21 protein-coding genes are annotated in these 17808 nt (G+C 64.7%); 9 read left to right on the top strand and 12 right to left on the bottom strand.

Annotation, left to right across the window (positions count from 1 at the left end):
• The first annotated feature begins 122 nt into the window (after window positions 1-122).
• Genes crcB through ASD80_RS11065 form a run of 4 tightly spaced genes read left to right on the top strand, consistent with a single transcriptional unit; the run spans window position 123 to window position 2928 of the window.
• The gene (gene crcB / locus ASD80_RS11050; RefSeq protein ID WP_056232683.1) at window positions 123-503 is read left to right on the top strand and encodes a fluoride efflux transporter CrcB; all 381 of its coding nucleotides are present in this window, start codon (window positions 123-125) and stop codon (window positions 501-503) included.
• Entirely contained in the window at window positions 500-1486 is a 987-nt protein-coding gene (locus ASD80_RS11055; RefSeq protein WP_056232684.1) for an RluA family pseudouridine synthase, read from the top strand. Before crcB ends, ASD80_RS11055 begins: the two co-directional genes overlap by 4 nt.
• Window positions 1483-2145 (top strand): HAD family hydrolase, encoded by a 663-nt coding sequence (locus ASD80_RS11060; RefSeq protein ID WP_056232686.1) that lies wholly within the window; start codon window positions 1483-1485, stop codon window positions 2143-2145. Before ASD80_RS11055 ends, ASD80_RS11060 begins: the two co-directional genes overlap by 4 nt.
• Before the next feature lie 3 nt (window positions 2146-2148).
• The gene (locus tag ASD80_RS11065; protein WP_056232689.1) at window positions 2149-2928 is read left to right on the top strand and encodes an ATP12 family chaperone protein; all 780 of its coding nucleotides are present in this window, start codon (window positions 2149-2151) and stop codon (window positions 2926-2928) included.
• Between the two features lie 139 nt (window positions 2929-3067).
• Here the strand turns inward: ASD80_RS11065 and folK are convergent, their stop codons facing one another.
• Genes folK through ASD80_RS11085 form a run of 4 tightly spaced genes read right to left on the bottom strand, consistent with a single transcriptional unit; the run spans window position 3068 to window position 6503 of the window.
• Window positions 3068-3499: a 2-amino-4-hydroxy-6-hydroxymethyldihydropteridine diphosphokinase gene (gene folK, locus ASD80_RS11070; protein WP_056232691.1), complete on the bottom strand. Its 432-nt coding sequence runs from the start codon at window positions 3497-3499 to the stop codon at window positions 3068-3070.
• The gene (gene folB, locus ASD80_RS11075) at window positions 3496-3876 is read right to left on the bottom strand and encodes a dihydroneopterin aldolase (protein WP_056232693.1); all 381 of its coding nucleotides are present in this window, start codon (window positions 3874-3876) and stop codon (window positions 3496-3498) included. Before folB ends, folK begins: the two co-directional genes overlap by 4 nt.
• A 5-nt stretch (window positions 3877-3881) precedes the next feature.
• Entirely contained in the window at window positions 3882-4733 is an 852-nt protein-coding gene (gene folP, locus ASD80_RS11080) for a dihydropteroate synthase (RefSeq protein ID WP_056232695.1), read from the bottom strand.
• Entirely contained in the window at window positions 4734-6503 is a 1770-nt protein-coding gene (locus tag ASD80_RS11085) for an SLC13 family permease (protein ID WP_056232697.1), read from the bottom strand.
• A 125-nt stretch (window positions 6504-6628) separates the two neighbouring features.
• On the opposite strand from ASD80_RS11085, the gene ASD80_RS11090 reads away from it, so the two are divergent.
• Both ASD80_RS11090 and ASD80_RS11095 read left to right on the top strand, forming a co-directional pair.
• Entirely contained in the window at window positions 6629-7543 is a 915-nt protein-coding gene (locus tag ASD80_RS11090; RefSeq protein ID WP_056232699.1) for a phosphotriesterase, read from the top strand.
• Between the two features lie 116 nt (window positions 7544-7659).
• Window positions 7660-8847, top strand: a complete 1188-nt coding sequence (locus ASD80_RS11095) for an HPP family protein (RefSeq protein ID WP_056232701.1) — start codon at window positions 7660-7662, stop codon at window positions 8845-8847.
• Between the two features lies 1 nt (window position 8848).
• Here ASD80_RS11095 and cysW read toward each other — a convergent pair whose 3' ends face one another.
• The 5 genes from cysW to rimO all read right to left on the bottom strand — a co-directional run bounded on the left by cysW (window position 8849) and on the right by rimO (window position 13925).
• The gene (cysW, locus tag ASD80_RS11100; RefSeq protein ID WP_413813372.1) at window positions 8849-9676 is read right to left on the bottom strand and encodes a sulfate ABC transporter permease subunit CysW; all 828 of its coding nucleotides are present in this window, start codon (window positions 9674-9676) and stop codon (window positions 8849-8851) included.
• A 166-nt stretch (window positions 9677-9842) separates the two neighbouring features.
• Complete coding sequence (gene cysT / locus ASD80_RS11105; protein ID WP_056232706.1) at window positions 9843-10679, bottom strand: sulfate ABC transporter permease subunit CysT; 837 nt, start codon at window positions 10677-10679, stop codon at window positions 9843-9845.
• A 215-nt stretch (window positions 10680-10894) separates the two neighbouring features.
• Window positions 10895-11878, bottom strand: a complete 984-nt coding sequence (locus ASD80_RS11110; RefSeq protein WP_056232707.1) for a sulfate ABC transporter substrate-binding protein — start codon at window positions 11876-11878, stop codon at window positions 10895-10897.
• A gap of 202 nt (window positions 11879-12080) precedes the next feature.
• Window positions 12081-12332 (bottom strand): GlsB/YeaQ/YmgE family stress response membrane protein, encoded by a 252-nt coding sequence (locus ASD80_RS11115; RefSeq protein WP_056232709.1) that lies wholly within the window; start codon window positions 12330-12332, stop codon window positions 12081-12083.
• Window positions 12333-12593: 261 nt separating this feature from the next.
• Entirely contained in the window at window positions 12594-13925 is a 1332-nt protein-coding gene (gene rimO, locus ASD80_RS11125; RefSeq protein ID WP_200950280.1) for a 30S ribosomal protein S12 methylthiotransferase RimO, read from the bottom strand.
• Between the two features lie 251 nt (window positions 13926-14176).
• Here rimO and ASD80_RS11130 point away from each other — a divergent pair, with 251 nt between their 5' ends.
• Both ASD80_RS11130 and ASD80_RS11135 read left to right on the top strand, forming a co-directional pair.
• Window positions 14177-14554: a DoxX family protein gene (locus ASD80_RS11130; protein WP_056232715.1), complete on the top strand. Its 378-nt coding sequence runs from the start codon at window positions 14177-14179 to the stop codon at window positions 14552-14554.
• Window positions 14555-14704: 150 nt separating this feature from the next.
• The gene (locus ASD80_RS11135; RefSeq protein ID WP_056232778.1) at window positions 14705-15082 is read left to right on the top strand and encodes a DoxX family protein; all 378 of its coding nucleotides are present in this window, start codon (window positions 14705-14707) and stop codon (window positions 15080-15082) included.
• Window positions 15083-15088: 6 nt separating this feature from the next.
• Here ASD80_RS11135 and ASD80_RS11140 read toward each other — a convergent pair whose 3' ends face one another.
• The gene (locus tag ASD80_RS11140; protein ID WP_056232717.1) at window positions 15089-15634 is read right to left on the bottom strand and encodes a DUF4282 domain-containing protein; all 546 of its coding nucleotides are present in this window, start codon (window positions 15632-15634) and stop codon (window positions 15089-15091) included.
• Window positions 15635-15661: 27 nt separating this feature from the next.
• On the bottom strand, window positions 15662-16420 hold the full coding sequence (gene lipB / locus ASD80_RS11145; protein ID WP_244488983.1) for a lipoyl(octanoyl) transferase LipB: 759 nt from the start codon (window positions 16418-16420) through the stop codon (window positions 15662-15664).
• An 80-nt stretch (window positions 16421-16500) separates the two neighbouring features.
• Between lipB and ASD80_RS11150 the strand changes: the two genes are divergently transcribed.
• Window positions 16501-16734, top strand: coding sequence for a FliM/FliN family flagellar motor switch protein (locus ASD80_RS11150; protein ID WP_056232721.1), 234 nt, complete (start codon window positions 16501-16503; stop codon window positions 16732-16734).
• Between the two features lie 49 nt (window positions 16735-16783).
• Here ASD80_RS11150 and ASD80_RS11155 read toward each other — a convergent pair whose 3' ends face one another.
• Window positions 16784-17668, bottom strand: a complete 885-nt coding sequence (locus tag ASD80_RS11155) for an IS110 family transposase (protein ID WP_056232723.1) — start codon at window positions 17666-17668, stop codon at window positions 16784-16786.
• Window positions 17669-17808: the final 140 nt, after the last annotated feature.

The following is a 17808-nucleotide window of genomic DNA, read 5'->3' on the forward strand; positions in this document are numbered from 1 at the left end:
CAGGGTGAGGGGCAATGGATGACTCCAAACCCCTCATCCGCCCTTCGGGGCACCTTCTCCCTCAAGGGGAGAAGGTAAAACCGCAAACATAGCTTTTACTCAAGAGGAGCATCACCGGACATATGACCCCCTTCCTCCTCGTCGGCGCCGGCGGCGCTATTGGTGCCATGTCCCGCTATGGTGTCTCCGTCCTTGTCGGACGCGCCTGGCCTATGTCCTTCCCACTCGCCACGATGCTGGTGAACATTCTCGGTTCCCTCGCCATGGGTCTCTTCGTCGGTGTCATGGCGCGCCTGCTACCCACCTGGCAGAATGAGGCGCGCCTGTTCCTGGCTGTCGGCCTGCTCGGCGGTTTCACAACGTTCTCGTCCTTCTCGCTCGATGCGATCGTGCTGATCGAGCGTGGCGAGATGCTGCAGGCTACCGCCTATGTGCTGTTGTCGGTTGTGCTCTGCCTCATTGGGCTTTATCTCGGCCTTTTGGTGACCCGAGGCGTGGCATGAGTGGCGTTCAACAGCGGCAGGTGGATAGCGATGAAGACGGGATGCGTCTCGATCGCTGGTTTGCCCATCACTTCCCCCAGCTCGGTTTTGGCCGACTCCAGAAGCTGATCCGCAATGGCGAGGTCAAGGTCGACAAGGCCAAGGTGACCACCAGCACGCGGGTTCTGGCCGGGCAGACCGTGCGTATTCCGCCCATCGACGATGCCGACGTGGTCAAGCCGGTCAAGCTCAACGAGGCCGATGCGCAGTTCCTGCGCGAGCTGATCCTCTACGAGGACGACGATATCTACGTCTTCAACAAGCCGCATGGCCTGGCCGTGCAGGGCGGCAGCGGCACCAGGCGCCACATGGATGGTCTGCTCAAGAGCCTGCCCAACAAGAAGGGCGAGGCGCCGCGCCTGGTGCACCGGCTCGATCGCGATACGTCCGGCTGTCTTGTCGTCGCCAAGACCAAGGCCGCGGCCAGCCATTTCGGCGCCGTGTTCCGCTCGCGCTCGGCCCGCAAGATTTACTGGGCCATCGTGGCCGGCAATCCGCATCCACAGCAGGGTGAAATCTCCTGCTTCCTGGCGCGCCAGAGCACCGAAGACGGCGAGCAGATGGTCGTGGTCAAGAACGGTACGCCCGGCGCGCAGCATTCGATGAGCTATTATTCGACCACCGACACGGCCAGCCGGCGCTTCGCCTGGGTGACGCTGAAGCCGGTGACCGGCCGCACCCACCAGCTCCGCGTCCACATGGCCCAGCTCGGCACGCCGATCATCGGCGATCCGCGCTATTTCAATATCGAGAACTGGCAGGGTGCGCCCGGCCTCAGCGAGGGGCTGCACCTGCATGCCCGCCGCATTGCCATCCCGCTGCGCAGCGGCAAGCGCCTCGATATTTCGGCGCCCCTGCCGCCGCATATGCGAGCCAGCTTCGAGACTCTGGGGTTCGATCCCGACCGCTACGATGTCAGCGGCGATCCGGAGGATGGGGCATGAAGCTCGTCGTCTTCGACATGGATGGTACGCTGATCGATACGCAGGCGCTGATTGGCGAGCATATGTCGGCCACCTTTGCCGACCGTGGGCTCGATGCGCCAAGCCCGGCCCAGTCGCGCCGGGTCATCGGGCTGTCACTGTCGCAGGCCATGGCGCGGCTGGCGCAGAGCGACGATCCGGTGCTGATCGACCAGCTTGTCGAGGGCTATCGCGCGCATTTTCAGGCTTCGCTCGTTACCCATGGCAATCGCGAGGGGCTGTTTCCGGGCGCGCTGGAGGCTCTCCATGCGCTCCATGCCCGGCCCGACACGGTGCTGGGGATTGCCACCGGCAAGCCGCTGACCGGCGTTCACCGCATTCTGACGCATCTTGACCTGTCCGGCCATTTCGTCACCCTGCAGACACCCGACCACAATCCCTCCAAGCCCCATCCGGGCATGCTCGAAACCGCCATGCGTGAAACCGGCGTCGCGCCGGCCGAGACGGTGATGATCGGCGACACCACATTCGATATCGAAATGGGAGTGGCTGCCGGCTGCAAGACTGTCGGCGTTACCTGGGGCTATCACGAGCCGCGCGAGCTCATCGCAGCGGGCGCCACCACCATGATCGACCGCTACGACCAGCTTGCCGGCGCGATCAGCCAACTCCTGGACTAAACCATGCGCGACCAGCTCGACGACATCCAGAAGCACCTGAACGATGGCTATGGCCGGGCCCAGCACCTCGACAAGGTCGAGCTGCCCAAGCGCTTCTACAAGGAGGTCGCCGCCGGCCCAGTCGATGGCGGCTTCGTCGTTACCCTCGATGGCCGCCCGGTGCGCACACCGGGCAGGAAGCTGCCTGTCGTCGTGCCCGCCGCCGCGATTGCCACGGCAATGGCGGAGGAATGGGCCGGGCAGGGCGAATTCATCGACCCGGCCACCATGCCCATGGTGCGGCTGGTCAATTCGGCCGTGGAAAGCGGCGAAGAGATGATCCCGGCCTTCCGCGAGGAGGTCATCAAGTTCGCCAGCACCGACCTGATGCTCTATCGCGCCGAAAGCCCGCAGGAGCTGGTCTCGGAGCAGGAAGTGGCCTGGGACAATGCGCTGACCACCCTGGCCCGCCATTTCGGCGTCAGCTTCCAGCCGACCATGGGCATCATCCACCAGTCCCAGCCCAAGCCCACGCTCGATCGGCTGGCCGAGGCGCTGGGCAATGAAAACCTGCTGACGATGACCGCGCTGGTATCGATCACCGGACTGACTGGTTCAGGACTTCTCGCTATCGGCCTGTGGAGCAAGCTGTTTTCGCCGGACCAAGTGTGGAAGGCGGCGCATGTCGACGAGGATTACCAGATTTCGCAGTGGGGCCAGGACGAGGAAGCCGCCGACCGGCGCGCCCGGCGCCGCGTCGAGTTCGATACAGCGGTGGCGGTGCTCGACGCGATGCGGGCCTGAATGCCCGCGCTTCGGCTCTTGCTACCCTCCCCTTTGAGGGGAGGGCTGTCGCACATGAAACGGGCAGGCCGCAATATTTCAGTCGTCTCCCTCCCCTCAAAGGGGGAGGGAGGCGATAGAACCGATGGCCTCCCGTGCGTTACGTCGCGCGCTCCAGCAGCCACTGCACCACATCCGGTGCAATCTCCCGTAGCGGCACCAGCACGAAATCGCGTTCGTGCGCATAGGGATGCGGCAGGGTCAGGCGGGGGGAATTCAGCTCCACGCGATCATAGGCGATCATGTCGATATCGATGACCCGCGGGCCCCAGACCTCCTGGCGCACCCGCCCCATATCCAGCTCGATGCCGAGGATAACATCAAGCAGTTCAAGGGGTTCGAGGCTGGTCTCGACCGCCACGGCCTGATTGGCGAAATCGGGCTGGTCGGTCTTGCCCCAGGGCTTGGTGGCCAGCACCGCCGAGCGTCTGGTGACGACGATGCCGGGATGCGCCGCGATGCGCCGGATGGCCTCGGCGAGCTGAGCCGGCGGGTCACCCAGATTGGCCCCCAGGCTCAGCCAGGCCTTCATGTCCGCTGCCGATGCAGTTCCACCGCCGCCTCACCACGCACCATGGCAATCGGCGCCTCCGGCTTGCGGATGCGGATGATGACCCAGTCGACGGTGGGGAAGGCCGCAAACAGCGCATCGACGATGTTCTGCCCAAGCGCTTCCAGCAGTTTGGTGCGCTCGCCCTCGAAGGTCTGCTTCACCACATCGTAGACATCACCATAGGAGGTGCCGGTGCTGAGCCGGTCGGTCCTGGCCGGCACCGACAGGTCGAGGCCGATTTCGAGATCGATGAAGAATCGCTGGCCGAGCCGGGCCTCTTCGGCAAAAACGCCGTGATAGCCGTAAAAGCCCAGGTCTCTCAGGATGATACGGTCGCCAGAAAAGGATTCGGTCATCTCTGCTATCCCCGGTTTTCGGGCGGACCATACAGCGTTGCCTGCGCCACGCGAAGGGCATCGCGGTTGGCCCGAACGTCATGCACGCGGAAAATATGGCCCCCCCGGAGATAGCCCAGGACATTGGTGGCAATGGTGCCGGCCAGCCGCTCTTCGGGCTGGTTGCCAAGCAGCTTGCCGATCATCGATTTGCGCGAGGTGCCCACCAGCAGGGGCAGGCCGAGCGCTGCCAGTTCGTCCAGCCGGTCGAGCAAGGCATAGTTTTCGGTCAGCGACTTGGCGAAGCCGAAGCCGGGATCGACAATGAGGCGGTCCCGCGCCAGCCCCGCTCGCTCGGCCATGGCCACGCTGCGCCTCAGGTAATCGGCAACTGCGCCGAGTAGCGGAGCGGCCGGGTCGCGGGCCTTGTCCCAGTGCATGGCGATGACCGCGGTACCATGCAGCGCCGCCACCTCGGCCATTTCCGGCGCGCCTTGCAGGCCATGCACATCGTTGATGATGCTGGCGCCGGCCTGGACGGCCTGGTCGGCGACCAGCGGCTTGTAGGTGTCGATGGAGATGGGCGTCGTGATGCCGTCGGCGACCAGCGCGTCGATCACCGGCATGACGCGGTCCAGTTCCTCCTGCACGCCGACCGGCGCGGCGCCGGGCCGGGTGCTTTCGCCGCCGATATCGATGATGTCGGCGCCCTCGGCCAGCATCTGGCGGGCATGGGCGAGTGCGCTGGCCACGCGATCATGCTGGCCGCCATCGGAAAAGCTGTCCGGCGTGACATTGAGGATGCCCATGACCAGCGGTGTCGGGCCGAGCAGCAATGGCGGGCGGTTGGGCAACGCGATGGTGTGGTTCGAGTGCATCTAGAATGGCCAGACAAGCATGAGCATGGGGACGGCGACGAGGACGACCAGGATCGAGAGCGGCGCGCCCAATCGCCAGTAGTCGCCGAATTTGTAGCCGCCCGGACCCATGACCAGCGTGTTGCACTGGTGCCCGATCGGGGTCAGGAAATCGCAGCCGGCGCCGATGGCCACGGCCAGCAGGAAGGCCTCGGGCGCATAGCCCAGGCTGGTGGCGAAGGTAGCGGCGATGGGCGCCATCACCAGAACGGTGGCGGCATTGTTGAGGAACGGCGTCACCGCCATCGCCGCCACCATGATGAGGGCCAGCGCGCCCCAGCCGGGCAGGGTGGCCGCCGTCATCGACAGGAAGCCGGCGATCAGGTCGGTGCCGCCAGTGGTGCGCAGCGAATCCGACACCGGGATCAGGCAGGCCAGCATGACCAGGATGGGGGCGTCCAGGTGTCCATAGACATCGCGGATCGGCACGGAGCGGCTGAGCACCATGGCCACCGCCGCGGCAAAGAAGGCCGGGGCCACCGGCACGAGGCCGATGGCCGTGGCCGCCATGGCGATCAGCAGGATGACCAGCGGCAGGATGGAATTGCGGACGCTGCCCAGCCGCAGGCCGCGCTCGACCAAAGGCAGGCAGTCCCATTCGCGCAGCAGTTCGGGCAGGCGCTGGATGTGGCCCTGCAGCAGGATCACGTCGCCGTTCTGGAAGCGGATTTGCCCGAGCCGCTCGGTGAAGCGCTGGTCGCGGCGGCTGACGGCCAGCAGGTTGAGCCCGGTACGGTCGAACAGGGTCAGTTCCTGGGCCGTGGCACCGATCAGGCCGGAGGTCTCCCCGATCACCGCTTCGATGATGCCGAAATCGGCGGCGTCGCGGGTGGCGGGGCCGCGGCGTTCGGAGAACACCAGCCCGGCCTGCGACACCATCTGGTCGAGCGCCACCGGCTCGCCGGACACCAGCAGGATGTCTCCGGCCCGCAGCTTGGCATCGGGCAAGGGCGTGCGCGGATGGCCATTGGCGCCGACGATGCGGGTTACCATGGCGCGGCGATCGGCCAGGGCCTGCAATTCGGACACGGTGAGGCCGATGGCAGGGGAATCGTCGGTGACGCGGGCTTCGGTGGTGTAGTTCTTGATGTCGATGGCGCTGTCCAGCCCGCCGCGCTCGCGCTTGCGCTCGGGCAGCAGCCGGTAGCAGAAGGCCAGGAAAATGACGCCGACCACCGCCAGTGCCAGCCCCACCGGCGTATAGTCGAACATGCCGAAGGCCTCGCCGGTCATGTCCATGCGGACGCGGGAGACGATGATATTGGGCGAGGTGCCGATCTGGGTCATCAGCCCGCCCAGCAGCGCGCCGAACGACATCGGCATCAGGAACATCGAGGGCGAGACCCCGGAACGCCGCGCCATCTGGAAGGCGATGGGCATCATGATCGCCAGAGCGCCGATATTCTTGATGAAGGCGCTGAGCACCGTGACGATCAGCACCAGCAGCACCAGTTGCGCCCGGGGCGTGCTGATATTGGGCGCCAGCCGCCGGACCACGATTTCCATGATGCCGGAGCGCGACACGGCGGCGCTGACCACCAGGGCACTGCCCACGATGATGACGATATCGTCGGAGAAGCCGGAGAATGCGGCGGCAGGCGACACCACCCCCAGGGCCATGGCGATGAGCAGGGCGCCGACGGCGACCACATCATAGCGCCAGCGGCCCCAGACGAAGGCCGCCACCATGCCGCCGATGATGAGGAAGGCAAGAGCCTGGGGAAGAGTCATCGCGGTTCCATCGTCACCTGCATCCGCCCCAACTCAACCGATGCGGCGCCAGGAGACAAGAGACAAAATCGTCACGCGGCCGTGTATAAGAGCGGAACCAATCTCATGCGGTTCGGGGAAACGCGATGAAACACCTGATCACCACGCTGGGGCCGCTGCGCAAGGACCAGCTCGGCCCCATCCTGCCGCATGAGCATGTTTTCGTCGACCTGCGGACACCCGACCAGCCCGGCTATGCCCAGGCCGAGACGCGCGACGTGGTGGCGCTGATGGCGCCGCAGATCGAGGCCATCAAGGCGCGGGGGATCACCGCGCTGGTGGAATGCTCCACCGGCGGCGTGGGGCGGCGGGCCGATTTGGACCTGGCGGTGTCGCAGGCGACGAATTTTCCCATCGTGGTGCCCACCGGCAATTATCGCGAGCCGTGGATCCCGGCATGGGTCGGCACAGCCAGCCAGGATGAGCTGGAAGCCTGGATGCTGAAGGAGCTGGGCGAGGGCATCGACGATACCGGGGTCAAGGCCGGCTGGATCAAGCTCAGCGCCGGCGACGATGGCATCACCCCGCTCGAAGCGCGCATCCTGCGAGCGGCGGCGCGGGCGGCAAAGGCGAGCAATGCGGCCATCGGTTCGCATACGATCAAAGGCCGCGTGGTGATGGACCAGCTCGATATCATCGAGGCCGAGGGCTATACGGCCAGCCGCTTCATTTCCATTCACACCCAGGCCGAGCCGGATTTCGAGATGCACCGGTCCGTGGCGGCGCGCGGCGCGTGGATCGAATACGACAATATCGGCTATGTCCCGGACGAGGAGACCGTGCCCCGCATCCTACGGGCGCTCGAGGCGGGCCTCGGCAGCCAGTTGCTGCTCAGCCACGATATGGGCTGGTTTGATCCCGCCCAGCCGGGCGGCGGCGTCCCGCGGCCCTATACGCATCTGGTGGACAGCGTATTGCCCAAGCTGCGCGCGGCGGGCGTCGACGAGGCGATGATCGTGCAACTGACCGAAATCAACCCGTTCGAGGCCTTCGCCCGATAGACGGAGCGCTCGGGCACGCGGGCGGGAACAATATTCCCGGCGGATCGGTGATTACGAAAAAGCGTGGTTCTGCAACCAGTTGGCGGCGCGGTGCATGGCTGCTACATCCCGCGCCAATGTCCAGCGTCCTTCCCTTCATCAAACGGTTCGTGCCCGGCCTGGCGCCTGTCAGCCTGGGCGAGCGGCTGCGCGCCTCCATTGGCGCGTTGATCGGCATTCTGGTCACCGGGGCGGTGGCGAGCCTGGCGCTGGGTGGCGGCTCCGACGTGCCGCTGCTGATCGCGCCGATGGGGGCATCGGCGGTGCTGCTGTTCGCGGTGCCGACCAGCCCACTGGCGCAACCGTGGTCGATCATCGGCGGCAACACCGTCGCGGCGCTGATCGGGGTGGCCTGCGCGCATTATGTGCGCGACCCGATGCTGGCTGCGGCGCTGGCGGGCGGGCTGGCCATCGCGGCGATGATGGCTTTGCGGTGCCTCCATCCGCCCAGCGGCGCGGTGGCGCTTACGGCGGTGCTGGGTGGCCCGGCCATCCAGGCGGCCGGATTCGGCTTCGTGGTGTGGCCGGTGCTGGTCAATTCGGTACTGCTGCTGCTGGCGGCGCTGCTGTTCAACAATCTCACCGGCCGCCGCTACCCGCATCTGGCGCCTGTGCCGGCCGGCAATCCGCATCGCACGGCCGATCCGCTGCCCATGGGGCGGCTGGGGGTGACGCAGGACGATATCAGCGCCGTGCTGGCGCAGTATGACCTGGTGATGCCGGTGGCGACCGACGACCTGGAGGATATCCTGCATCGCGCCGAAATTCGCGCCTATGACCGGCGGTCGGGCGGGGTCACCTGCGAGCGGATCATGAGCCGCGACGTGCAGTCGGTCGGTCCCAAGACCAGCCTGCGCGAGGCCTTGCGGCATCTGCGCGAACATCACATCAAGGCCCTGCCCGTGGTGGATTTCGACAACCGGGTCATCGGCATCCTGACGCAGACCGACCTGCTCGACAAAGCCGATTGGGGCATGTCGGCGATCGGGTCGGGCCTCGGCTGGCGGCTGCGCTCGATCAGCAATTCCGACCGCCGCCTCAGGGGCAAGGTCGAGGATATCATGAGCACGCCGGTCAAGGCGGCGCATCCCGAGACCCATATCGCCCAGATCGTGCCCTTCATGGCCGATGCGGGGCTGCATCATTTGCCTGTGGTGGACGCGGATGGGCGCTTGGTCGGCATGGTGACGCAATCGGATGTGATGGCGGCGATGTTCGCGGTGTCGTCGGACCAGCCCGAAGCCGATCTCCGGCAGGCGTCGTGAGCTAGCGCCAGCCGCCTTTGGCTTCGAGCGCCGATTTCAGCACCAGGGTCAGCACCGCCATGAAGGCCAGCGTCGAGGACGCGGCGAAGGCGCCGGTGACGTTGAAGTCGTTGAACAACTGGCTGATCTGCAGGGGCAGGGTGTTGGTCTGGCCGCGGATCGAGCCCGAGACGACGGAAACCGCACCAAATTCGCCCATGACGCGCGCATTGGTGAGGATGGCGCCGTAGAGAATGGCCCAGCGGATATTGGGCAGGGTGACGAACCAGAACATCTGCCAGCCGGTGGCGCCGAGCGAGAGCGCCGCCTCCTCATCCTCGGAACCCTGCTGCTGCATCAGCGGAATGAGTTCGCGGGCGACGAAGGGGGCGGTGACGAAAAGGCTCACGAGGATTATGGCGGCGACCGTGAACATCAGCTGGATGCCGGCGCCCTGCAAAGCCGGGCCGAGCAGGCCCTGGCCACCATAGAGGAAGAGGTACACGGTGCCGGCTACGATGGGGCTGACGGCGGCGGGCAGCTCGATCACGGTGATCAGCAATTGCCGGCCGGGAAACACGAACCGGCTCACCAGCCAGGCCACGCAGACGCCGATGACGATATTGATCGGCACCACCACCACGGCGGTCAGCACGGTCAGGCCGATGGAATGGAGGGTGGTCGGCTCGGCGATATTGGCGAGATAGACGCCCAGCCCTTCGCGCAGCGCGAAGCCGAAGATGAGCGCCAGCGGCACCAGCAGCAGGGCTGCGGCAAACAGGAAGGCGAGGGCGATCAGCGCGATTTCGCCGGTGGAGCGGGTGGTTGCCGTGGTGGTCATGGAAGGCACCGGATGCTGGATTCCCCTCCCCCTTGAGAGGAGGGGTTAGGGGTGGGGGTGTCGAATGTGGTCCCAACCCGGTAGTGTCGAGCATGCGGGGCGCTCGACACCCCCGCCCTAGCCCTCCCCTCAAGGGGGAGGGAACCGTTCGGTGCCCGCGACGACATCGCGCCCATCACCGGCTCCTCTCGGCATAACGCACCTGCCAGGCCTGCAGGGCATTGGTCAGCAGCAGGGTGAGGAAAGCCGCGAGCAGCAGCACGAAGGCCAGGGCTGCCGCGCCCTCGTAATTATACTCGTCGAGTCGGATGAAGATCAGCAGCGAGACGATTTCGGTGAGGCCGGGCAGGTTGCCGGCAATGAACACCACAGCGCCGAATTCGCCTAGCGAGCGGGCGAAGGACAGCACGCAGCCAGCCATGAAGGCGGGCAGGATGGTGGGCCAGATGATGCGGGCGAAGATTTGCCAGCGCGTGGCGCCAAGCGTGCGAGCCACCTCTTCGAGATCGGTCTGTAATTCTTCCAGCACCGGCTGGACCGTGCGCACCACGAAGGGGATCGAAGTGAAGGTCATGGCGACGATGATGCCGGCCTGGGTGTAGTTGACCTTGAAGCCATTGGGTTCGAGGAACTGGCCATACCAGCCGGTTTCGGCGAACAGCATCACCAGCACCAGGCCCGCGACGGCGGTGGGCAAGGCGAAGGGCAGGTCGATCAGGGCGTCGAGCATGCGCTTGCCGGGAAAGCGGTAGCGCGTCAGCACCCAGGCCAGCAGCAGGCCGAAAATGCCGTTGAACAGGGTGGCGACCAGCGCCGAACTGAAGGTGATGCGATAGGCGGCCAGCGAGCGCCTTGAGGCGACGATACGCCAGAAATCCTCCCAGCCCATGCCACCCACCTTGAGCAGCATGGCCAGCAGCGGCAGCACGATAATAATGGTCAGGTAGAGCATGGAGACGCCAAGCGTCAGCCCGAAGCCGGGCAATAGATGCTTGCTGCGTTTCTGCGCCATAGTATCTCACGGGAATGGGCGGACATCGCTGCCCGCCGGTGTCTGGTTCCGATCTGTCCAAAACCACGGTGTCATCCCGGCCTTGAGCCGGGATCCATCTCGAGGTTTTGCCGTTGCCGCAAGGTGGCGGTTCTGACGGCCATCTGGCGGCGTATTGCGCTATCTCAGGATGGGCCCTGGCTCAAGGCCGGGGTGACATCGAGTTTGCGGATCGATCACTGATTGAGGAACACGTTGTCGAGCAGGCCGCCATCGGCGAAGTGCTCGGCGGAAATCGCGTCCCAGCCGCCAAAGGCTTCCTCGGCCGTTACCAGGCGGATTTCGGGGAAGGTTTCGGCGTGGGCGGCGGCAACCGCCTCGTCATTGGGGCGGTGGAAATTGGCGGCCGCCACTTCCTGGCCTTCGGGCGAATAGAGGAAATCGAGATAGGCCTTGGCCGCATCGCGGCTGCCCCGGTTGTCGACCACCTTATCGACGATGGCGACCGGGAATTCGGAGAGGAAGCTCACCGAAGGGGTGACCGGCAGGTATTTGTCGGTGCCGAGCTGGTTGGCCACGGCCAGGGTCTCGGCCTCGAAGGTGATCAGCACATCGCCAAGCTGGCGTTCGGTGAAGGCGGTGGTGGCGGCGCGGCCGCCGGTCTCGAACACCGGGACGTTGTTGAACAGCTTGGTGAGGAATTCCTCGATCCTGGCTTCGTCACCGGCATATTCTTCCACCGCCCAGGCGCGTGCGGCCAGATAGGTGTAGCGGCCGTTGCCCGAGGTCTTGGGATTGGGGAAGATCACCTGCACGCCGTCTTCGGCCAGGTCGCCCCAGTCATTGATGTCCTTGGGATTGCCCGCACGCACCAGGAAGGAGGGGAAGGAATAGAAGGGCGAGGCCTTGTTGGGGAACTGGGTGGCCCAGTCGGCGGAAACGAAACCGCCTTCCACCAGCTTGGCGATGTCGGTGACCTGGTTGAGGGTCACCACGTCGGCGGGCAGGCCCTCGAGCACGGCGCGGGCCTGGGTCGAGGAGCCGGCATGGGACTGGTTGATCGCGATGGTCGCGCCCGAGGCGGCATAGGCCGCATTCTCGGCTTCGAATAGCTCGCGGCCGATGTCATAGGAAGCGTTGAGGATATCGGTGGGCTGGGCGAAAGCGGGGGCGCTGCCCAAGGCAAGGGCGGCGACGGCGGTGGCAAAAATCTTGTTCATCTGACGCTGTTTTCCAACGGTTGAAAGAGTCGTTGGCGGTCAGATGCAATGGCACCGGTCAGGGCGTCCAGCGGTAAAGCACTGTTTCGGATGAGTAATTTATGGGCAAGCGGGGGGCCGCAATGAGATTTCCGAAACCGGGCCGCCGGCGCGATTTCGTTTCCGGAGACGGGCGGCCACGCTGTGGTGGCCGCCCGGCAAACTAGCGCGCCACGGCGCGTCCGATAAAGATGATGATGCAGGCGCCGATGAAACCGGCAACCAGGTAGCCGATCCAGCCGCCGAACGAAATGCCGAGCAGGCCGAAGACCAGACTCGCCAGGATGGCGCCGACAATGCCCAGAATGACATTCTTGAGCACGCCGCCACCGGCATTCATGAACATGCTGGCCAACCACCCGGCAAGACCGCCGATGATGATGGCCGCCAGCCAACCTACGCCGTCAAAAGCCATATACCATTCTCCTCAAATGGGACTCGCAACATGACGAGCCTGTCACAGGTCCGTGAGTTTGCAAAATGGCTTGGCGAGGCAGGCATGGGCGGCTTGGCGAAAAGAGTCCGGTACTGCCCGCAAGTGCTTGAATACTCACAGGTCGTCATCCTCGGGCTTGATCCGAGGGCGCTGTACTTGCCGATGGCTCCGCCAAGTGAAAAGCCCTCGGGGCAGGCCCGAGGGTGACGCGCGGTGGGGAGAGGGCGGGCGCAGCCGCCCCTAGTTCAGCGCCTTCGCCGGCTCGGCGAACAGGTCATATTCGTCGCTGTCGGTCACCAGCACCTCGACCATGTCGCCCGGCTTGATGCCGGTGGCATTGCCGATGATGACGTTGCCGTCGATCTCGGGCGCGTCCCACTTGGAGCGAGCGATGGCCTTGTTGGCCTCGGGCTGCACATCATCCACCAGCACCTGGATGGTGCGCCCGACCTTCTTGGCCAGTTGCCCGGTCGAAACGTTCTGCGCCACTTCCATCAGGCGCTCGAAGCGATCCTGCATGATCTCGTCGGGCACAATGCCGTCCAGTTCATTGGCCGGGGCGCCGGTGACGGGCTCATACTTGAAGCACCCGGCGCGATCGATCTCTGCTTCCTCGATGAAGTCGAGCATCATCTCGAAATCATCCTCGGTCTCGCCGGGGAAGCCGACGATGAAGTTGGAACGCACCGTCAGATCAGGGACTTGCCGCTTCCAGTCGAGAATTCGATTCAACGTCTTTTCCTGATGCGCCGGGCGGCGCATGGCCTTGAGCACCTTGGGCGAGGCGTGCTGGAAGGGAATATCGAGATAGGGCAGCACCAGGCCCTCGGCCATCAGCTCCATTACCGCATCGACATGCGGGTAGGGGTAGACATAGTGCAGGCGCACCCAGGCGCCGAGCTGGCCCAGTTCCTTGGCGAGATCGTAGAACTTCGCCTTGACCGGCCGGCCGCGATAATTGCTCTCGGCATATTTGATATCGACGCCATAGGCGCTGGTGTCCTGCGAAATCACCAGCAGTTCCTTGACGCCCGAGCGGATCAGGCCCTCGGCCTCGCCGAGAATGCCGGCGGCCGGGCGTGAGGCCAGGTCACCGCGGATCTGGGGGATGATGCAGAAGGAGCAGCGATTGTTGCAGCCTTCGGAAATCTTCAGATAGGCATAGTGGCGCGGTGTCAGCTTGAGGCCCTGCTCGGGCACCAGGTCGACGAACTTGTTGGGCACCGGTGGCAGGTGCTCATGCACGGCCGAGACCACATTCTCATATTGATGCGGCCCTGAAATGGCCAGCACCGACGGATGGGTCTGGCGGATCAGTTCTTCCTCGACGCCCAGGCACCCGGTGACGATGACGCGGCCGTTTTCGTTGAGGGCCTCCCCGATGGCTTCGAGCGATTCCTGCTTGGCGGAATCGAGGAAACCACAGGTGTTGACGAGGACGATATCGGCCCCGGCGTAATCGCGGCTGAAGGAATAACCCTGCGAGCGCAGCGTCGACATGATGCGTTCGCTGTCGACGAGGGCTTTGGGGCAGCCGAGGCTGACGAGGCCAATTTTTGGCGCTTGGCTCATGTGAGCGTGAATTCCGAAAGGGGAAATGATTGCGCGCGTCATACAGAAAGTTTGACGGTTACGCAATGTGACCGCCTCCCGCAGGACGCGGGGCAGGGCTTCCTGATATGGCGAACACGTGGCCTTGAATGAACGTTCTGGTGAACGGTGCGTCCGCAAGGTTGCCGGTTTTGCCCTTCAACCGATTGCTTTAGTTCGGTTTTGCGCCGGTTGGGGTGGCGCAGCATTCCGATGCTCAAAGGAGCCACACCATGTTCGACCGTCTCTCCGCCTATGCGCCGCAGGCCCTGGCCGTGCTGCGTATCGTCACCGCCCTGCTGTTTATCCTGCATGGCACGCAGAAAATCATCGGCTTTCCCGCCTCCGACATGGCGCCGCCGCTGTTCAGCCTGTTCGGCCTGGCCGGCATCATCGAAATCGTCGCCGGCCTCATGGTGCTGGTCGGCTTCTTCACCCGCCCGGCGGCCTTCATCGCCGCCGGCGAAATGGCCGTTGCCTACTGGATGGCCCATGCCCCGGCCAACCTGTTCCCGGCCATGAATGGCGGCGACGCGGCAATCCTGTTCTGCTTCATCTTCCTCTACCTGGTGTTCTCCGGCCCCGGCGCCTGGAGCATCAACAGGCAGTAGGCCGCTCCAGCCAACCAACGTGAGCCCGCGGAGCGATCCGCGGGCTTTTTTGTGGGCATTGGCAACATTGTGTCGGGAACAGGTCGCAATGCGCGTCTAGCAGATATGGGTCAGCCCGGCTGGCCAGACATCGCTATGAGGAGCGCCATCATGTTCGACCGTCTTTCCGCCTATGCGCCGCAGGCCCTCGCCGTGTTGCGCATCGTGACTGCCCTGCTGTTCGTCGAAAGCGGCTCGATGAAGCTGTTCGGCTTCCCGACGCCGTTTCCGTTCCCGGTCGAGGGGCTGCTGCTCGCCGCCGGCATTCTCGAATTCTTCGGGGGGCTGCTGATCCTGGTCGGCTTCTTTACCCGCCCGGTCGCCTTCCTGCTCTGCGGCTTCATGGCCGTGGCCTATTTCATGGGCCACGTCTCGACGGGAGGCTTCTTCCCGTCGATCAACATGGGCGGCGGGGCCATCCTCTATTGTTTCATCTTCGGCTACCTGGTCTTTGCCGGACCGGGCGCCTGGAGCATCAACAAGCAGTAGGGCCGATCAGCTCACATTCTTGGGCGGCGGCGTGCGCTTGGCGGTGCGGCGGGGCGCCTTGTGCGTCTCACCGGGCGCGGTGGCCGGGCTGCGTGGCGTCGCCGGCATGTCCGGGGGGACCGGCGGCACATAGGGGGTGGGTTCGGTGGCCGGGGTGATGTATTCGTCGGCCTCGGCATAGTCGATATCCTCGCCCTCTTCGGCAAGGTCGCGGATGGCGTCGCGCACTTCATCGAGCAGGCTGGCCGAATAGCGCGAGCGATTGACCGTGTCGCCGCTCTGTTCATGCGCCTTGAACCATACCAGCAATGCCTCGCAACTGATGCGCAGCGTCACCAGCGCCAGCAGGCCGAAGACGGCAATTTCCAGCAGGCCCCACAGGCCGTTGCCGAAACCGAAGCCGAAGGTCCAGAACAGGTGGCCAACGGCCCAGAGCAGGATGCCGGCCAGGCCCAGCGCATAGAGAATGGGCACCAGCCGCGGCGACAGGATGGCGTCAAGCCGGAACAGCGTCTGGCGGGTGAACAGGCGTTTCAGGTCGTCCAGGGTCATCGCGTCCTCCAGGGCCCGATTCGATCATCATGCAACTTGGCTATGCCGGCTCGCGCTGACAAGGCTTTCCTCGGCCTCGGCAACGGTTGGGCCGAACCGGCCCTCGAACGCGGTGCGCAGCACCGAATCCACCTCGGGCATGGAAACGAGCTGGCCCAAATCCTCGAAGCTGGTGACGCCCTGATCGCTGATGCCGCAGGGCACAATGCCGTCATAATGGGTGAGATCGGGCATGATGTTGAGCGAAATGCCATGGAAGGTCACCCATTTGGACACCCGCACGCCAATGGCGGCGATCTTGTCCTCCTTCTGCGCGCCCTTGTCCGGCCGCCTGACCCAGACGCCGATGCGTCCCTCGCGGCGCTCGCCGACGATATTGTGGGCGGCCAGCGTATCGATCACCCAGCCCTCCAGCCCCTTGACCAGGCAGCGGATATCGCGGCCGCGCCGGGTCAGGTCGAGCATGACATAGGCGACGCGCTGGCCGGGGCCGTGATAGGTATATTGCCCGCCACGCCCCGCGTCATAGACCGGAAAGCGGTCGCTCAGCAGGTCCTCGGGCAGGGCCGAGGTGCCGGCCGTATAAAGCGGCGGATGTTCGAGCAGCCAGATGGCCTCCTCCGCCTCGCCCGCGGCGATGGCGGCGGCGCGAGCGCGCATGGTCTCCAGCGCCAGCGGATAGGGCACCGGATCGGCCGAAATGATCCATTGCACGGGTTGGCGGTCGATGCGTGCCAGCTTATTCCCGATTTCGCACGAATCCGCCGCTGTCGTTAACGCTTCCATAACCATGCTTGCCAGAGAGTTACCTTCAGGAGATTCATCGGTCGCATCGTGTCGGCCGGGCCGGGGTTCACTATCTATCTATGAGCACATTAGACAATATTGAAGTGGACATCACGGTCGAGCTGGGCGCGACGGTGATGCCGATCCACCATTTGCTGCGCATGGGCCGCGGCGCGGTGATCGAACTGGATGCCACCGAAAACGATCCGCTCAATATCTACGCCAACAGCACGCTCATTGCCCATGGCGAAGTCAGCGTCGAGGACGGTCACCTGCGCGTGCTGATCTCCGAGAAGATTTTCCGGCGCGGGTAAACTGTTCCGTCGCTGTCGTCACCCCCAACCGCCGGCCGTCACCCTCGGGTCAAGCAACTGTCGATTGTTTGACGATAGCATTGAGGATGGTGATGAACTTTCTCATTGCAGCGTTGATGGCGAGTTTGAAGGGTTTTCCGAGGGCGGGGACGCGGGCCTTCAGGGCGCTCAACGTTGCCATGTAGAGGACGTTTCGGACGCTGGCACGGCCACCGCTGCATCGCCCGGCGCGTGCGGTTCGTCCTGATTGCCGGGCATGGGGCGCCACCCCGACCAGGCTGGCGAGCTGTTTTGGTGCGGCATTGCCCAACTCGGGCAGGTCGCAGAGCAAGGTGGCGGCCAGCACCGGCCCCACGCCCGCCACGGCGATCAGGATGTCATAGCGCGCCCTGAGGTGGGTTGCGTTTATATGGTTGGCGATCTCAGCATCGAGGCGGGCGATGTTGCCTGCGATCATGGTATGTATGCGGGCCAGCATGCGCCGCACCATCGTGTCTGAAGCGATGTCGAGCCGGGAGACCAGCTTGTTGCGCTCGGCGATCAATTGCCGGCGCAGGCTGGCCAGCTCGTCCAGCCGCTGGCGCGCCGGATCGCGCTGATAGTCGTGCTGGACGTAGCAGGCGATCATCCTTGCATCGATGGGATCGGTCTTGGCATGGCGGCCCAGGGCATTTGCCAGAGCCCGCACGCGGGCAGGTGGCACCAGACAGACGGCAAATCCGGCTTGTGCAAGCACGTCCAGCGCCGCGCGCTCATAGCCACCCGAAGCCTCCAGCCCGATCCGTTGCACACCCAGATGGCGCAGCAGCCCGACCAGACGCGCCAGCCCTTGGGGGGAATGGTCCACGCTCAGAACCTGATCTGCGGGCAGGACATGTACGTCCAGCCGATCCTTGGAAACGTCAATGCCCGCGACGATGGCTTCTGATATCATCTCTCTTGCCTCTCCCTGGCTTGTGATGCGGGCATCTGCCCTCTCAACTGTTCGGGTTTAGGGAAGAGCGGACACGACCCTGCTTGACCTCGGCCGATAAGGCCTGCCCGAGGACGGTCGATGTCTGCCCGGGAGCGCGG

Source organism: Devosia sp. Root635, from assembly GCF_001427605.1.
GTDB lineage: Bacteria > Pseudomonadota > Alphaproteobacteria > Rhizobiales > Devosiaceae > Devosia.

Coding starts and splice junctions, on each gene's coding strand:
- rimO (WP_200950280.1), bottom strand. CDS start 13,925: ATGAGCCAAGCGCCAAAAATTGGCCTCGTCAGCCTCGGCTGCCCCAAA.
- ASD80_RS11135 (WP_056232778.1), top strand. CDS start 14,705: ATGTTCGACCGTCTTTCCGCCTATGCGCCGCAGGCCCTCGCCGTGTTG.
- ASD80_RS11155 (WP_056232723.1), bottom strand. CDS start 17,668: ATGATATCAGAAGCCATCGTCGCGGGCATTGACGTTTCCAAGGATCGG.
- folK (WP_056232691.1), bottom strand. CDS start 3,499: ATGAAGGCCTGGCTGAGCCTGGGGGCCAATCTGGGTGACCCGCCGGCT.
- ASD80_RS11130 (WP_056232715.1), top strand. CDS start 14,177: ATGTTCGACCGTCTCTCCGCCTATGCGCCGCAGGCCCTGGCCGTGCTG.
- ASD80_RS11065 (WP_056232689.1), top strand. CDS start 2,149: ATGCGCGACCAGCTCGACGACATCCAGAAGCACCTGAACGATGGCTAT.
- folB (WP_056232693.1), bottom strand. CDS start 3,876: ATGACCGAATCCTTTTCTGGCGACCGTATCATCCTGAGAGACCTGGGC.
- ASD80_RS11110 (WP_056232707.1), bottom strand. CDS start 11,878: ATGAACAAGATTTTTGCCACCGCCGTCGCCGCCCTTGCCTTGGGCAGC.
- ASD80_RS11150 (WP_056232721.1), top strand. CDS start 16,501: ATGAGCACATTAGACAATATTGAAGTGGACATCACGGTCGAGCTGGGC.
- ASD80_RS11115 (WP_056232709.1), bottom strand. CDS start 12,332: ATGGCTTTTGACGGCGTAGGTTGGCTGGCGGCCATCATCATCGGCGGT.
- cysT (WP_056232706.1), bottom strand. CDS start 10,679: ATGGCGCAGAAACGCAGCAAGCATCTATTGCCCGGCTTCGGGCTGACG.
- ASD80_RS11055 (WP_056232684.1), top strand. CDS start 500: ATGAGTGGCGTTCAACAGCGGCAGGTGGATAGCGATGAAGACGGGATG.
- ASD80_RS11060 (WP_056232686.1), top strand. CDS start 1,483: ATGAAGCTCGTCGTCTTCGACATGGATGGTACGCTGATCGATACGCAG.
- lipB (WP_244488983.1), bottom strand. CDS start 16,420: ATGGAAGCGTTAACGACAGCGGCGGATTCGTGCGAAATCGGGAATAAG.
- ASD80_RS11085 (WP_056232697.1), bottom strand. CDS start 6,503: ATGACTCTTCCCCAGGCTCTTGCCTTCCTCATCATCGGCGGCATGGTG.
- ASD80_RS11140 (WP_056232717.1), bottom strand. CDS start 15,634: ATGACCCTGGACGACCTGAAACGCCTGTTCACCCGCCAGACGCTGTTC.
- folP (WP_056232695.1), bottom strand. CDS start 4,733: ATGCACTCGAACCACACCATCGCGTTGCCCAACCGCCCGCCATTGCTG.
- crcB (WP_056232683.1), top strand. CDS start 123: ATGACCCCCTTCCTCCTCGTCGGCGCCGGCGGCGCTATTGGTGCCATG.
- ASD80_RS11090 (WP_056232699.1), top strand. CDS start 6,629: ATGAAACACCTGATCACCACGCTGGGGCCGCTGCGCAAGGACCAGCTC.
- ASD80_RS11095 (WP_056232701.1), top strand. CDS start 7,660: ATGTCCAGCGTCCTTCCCTTCATCAAACGGTTCGTGCCCGGCCTGGCG.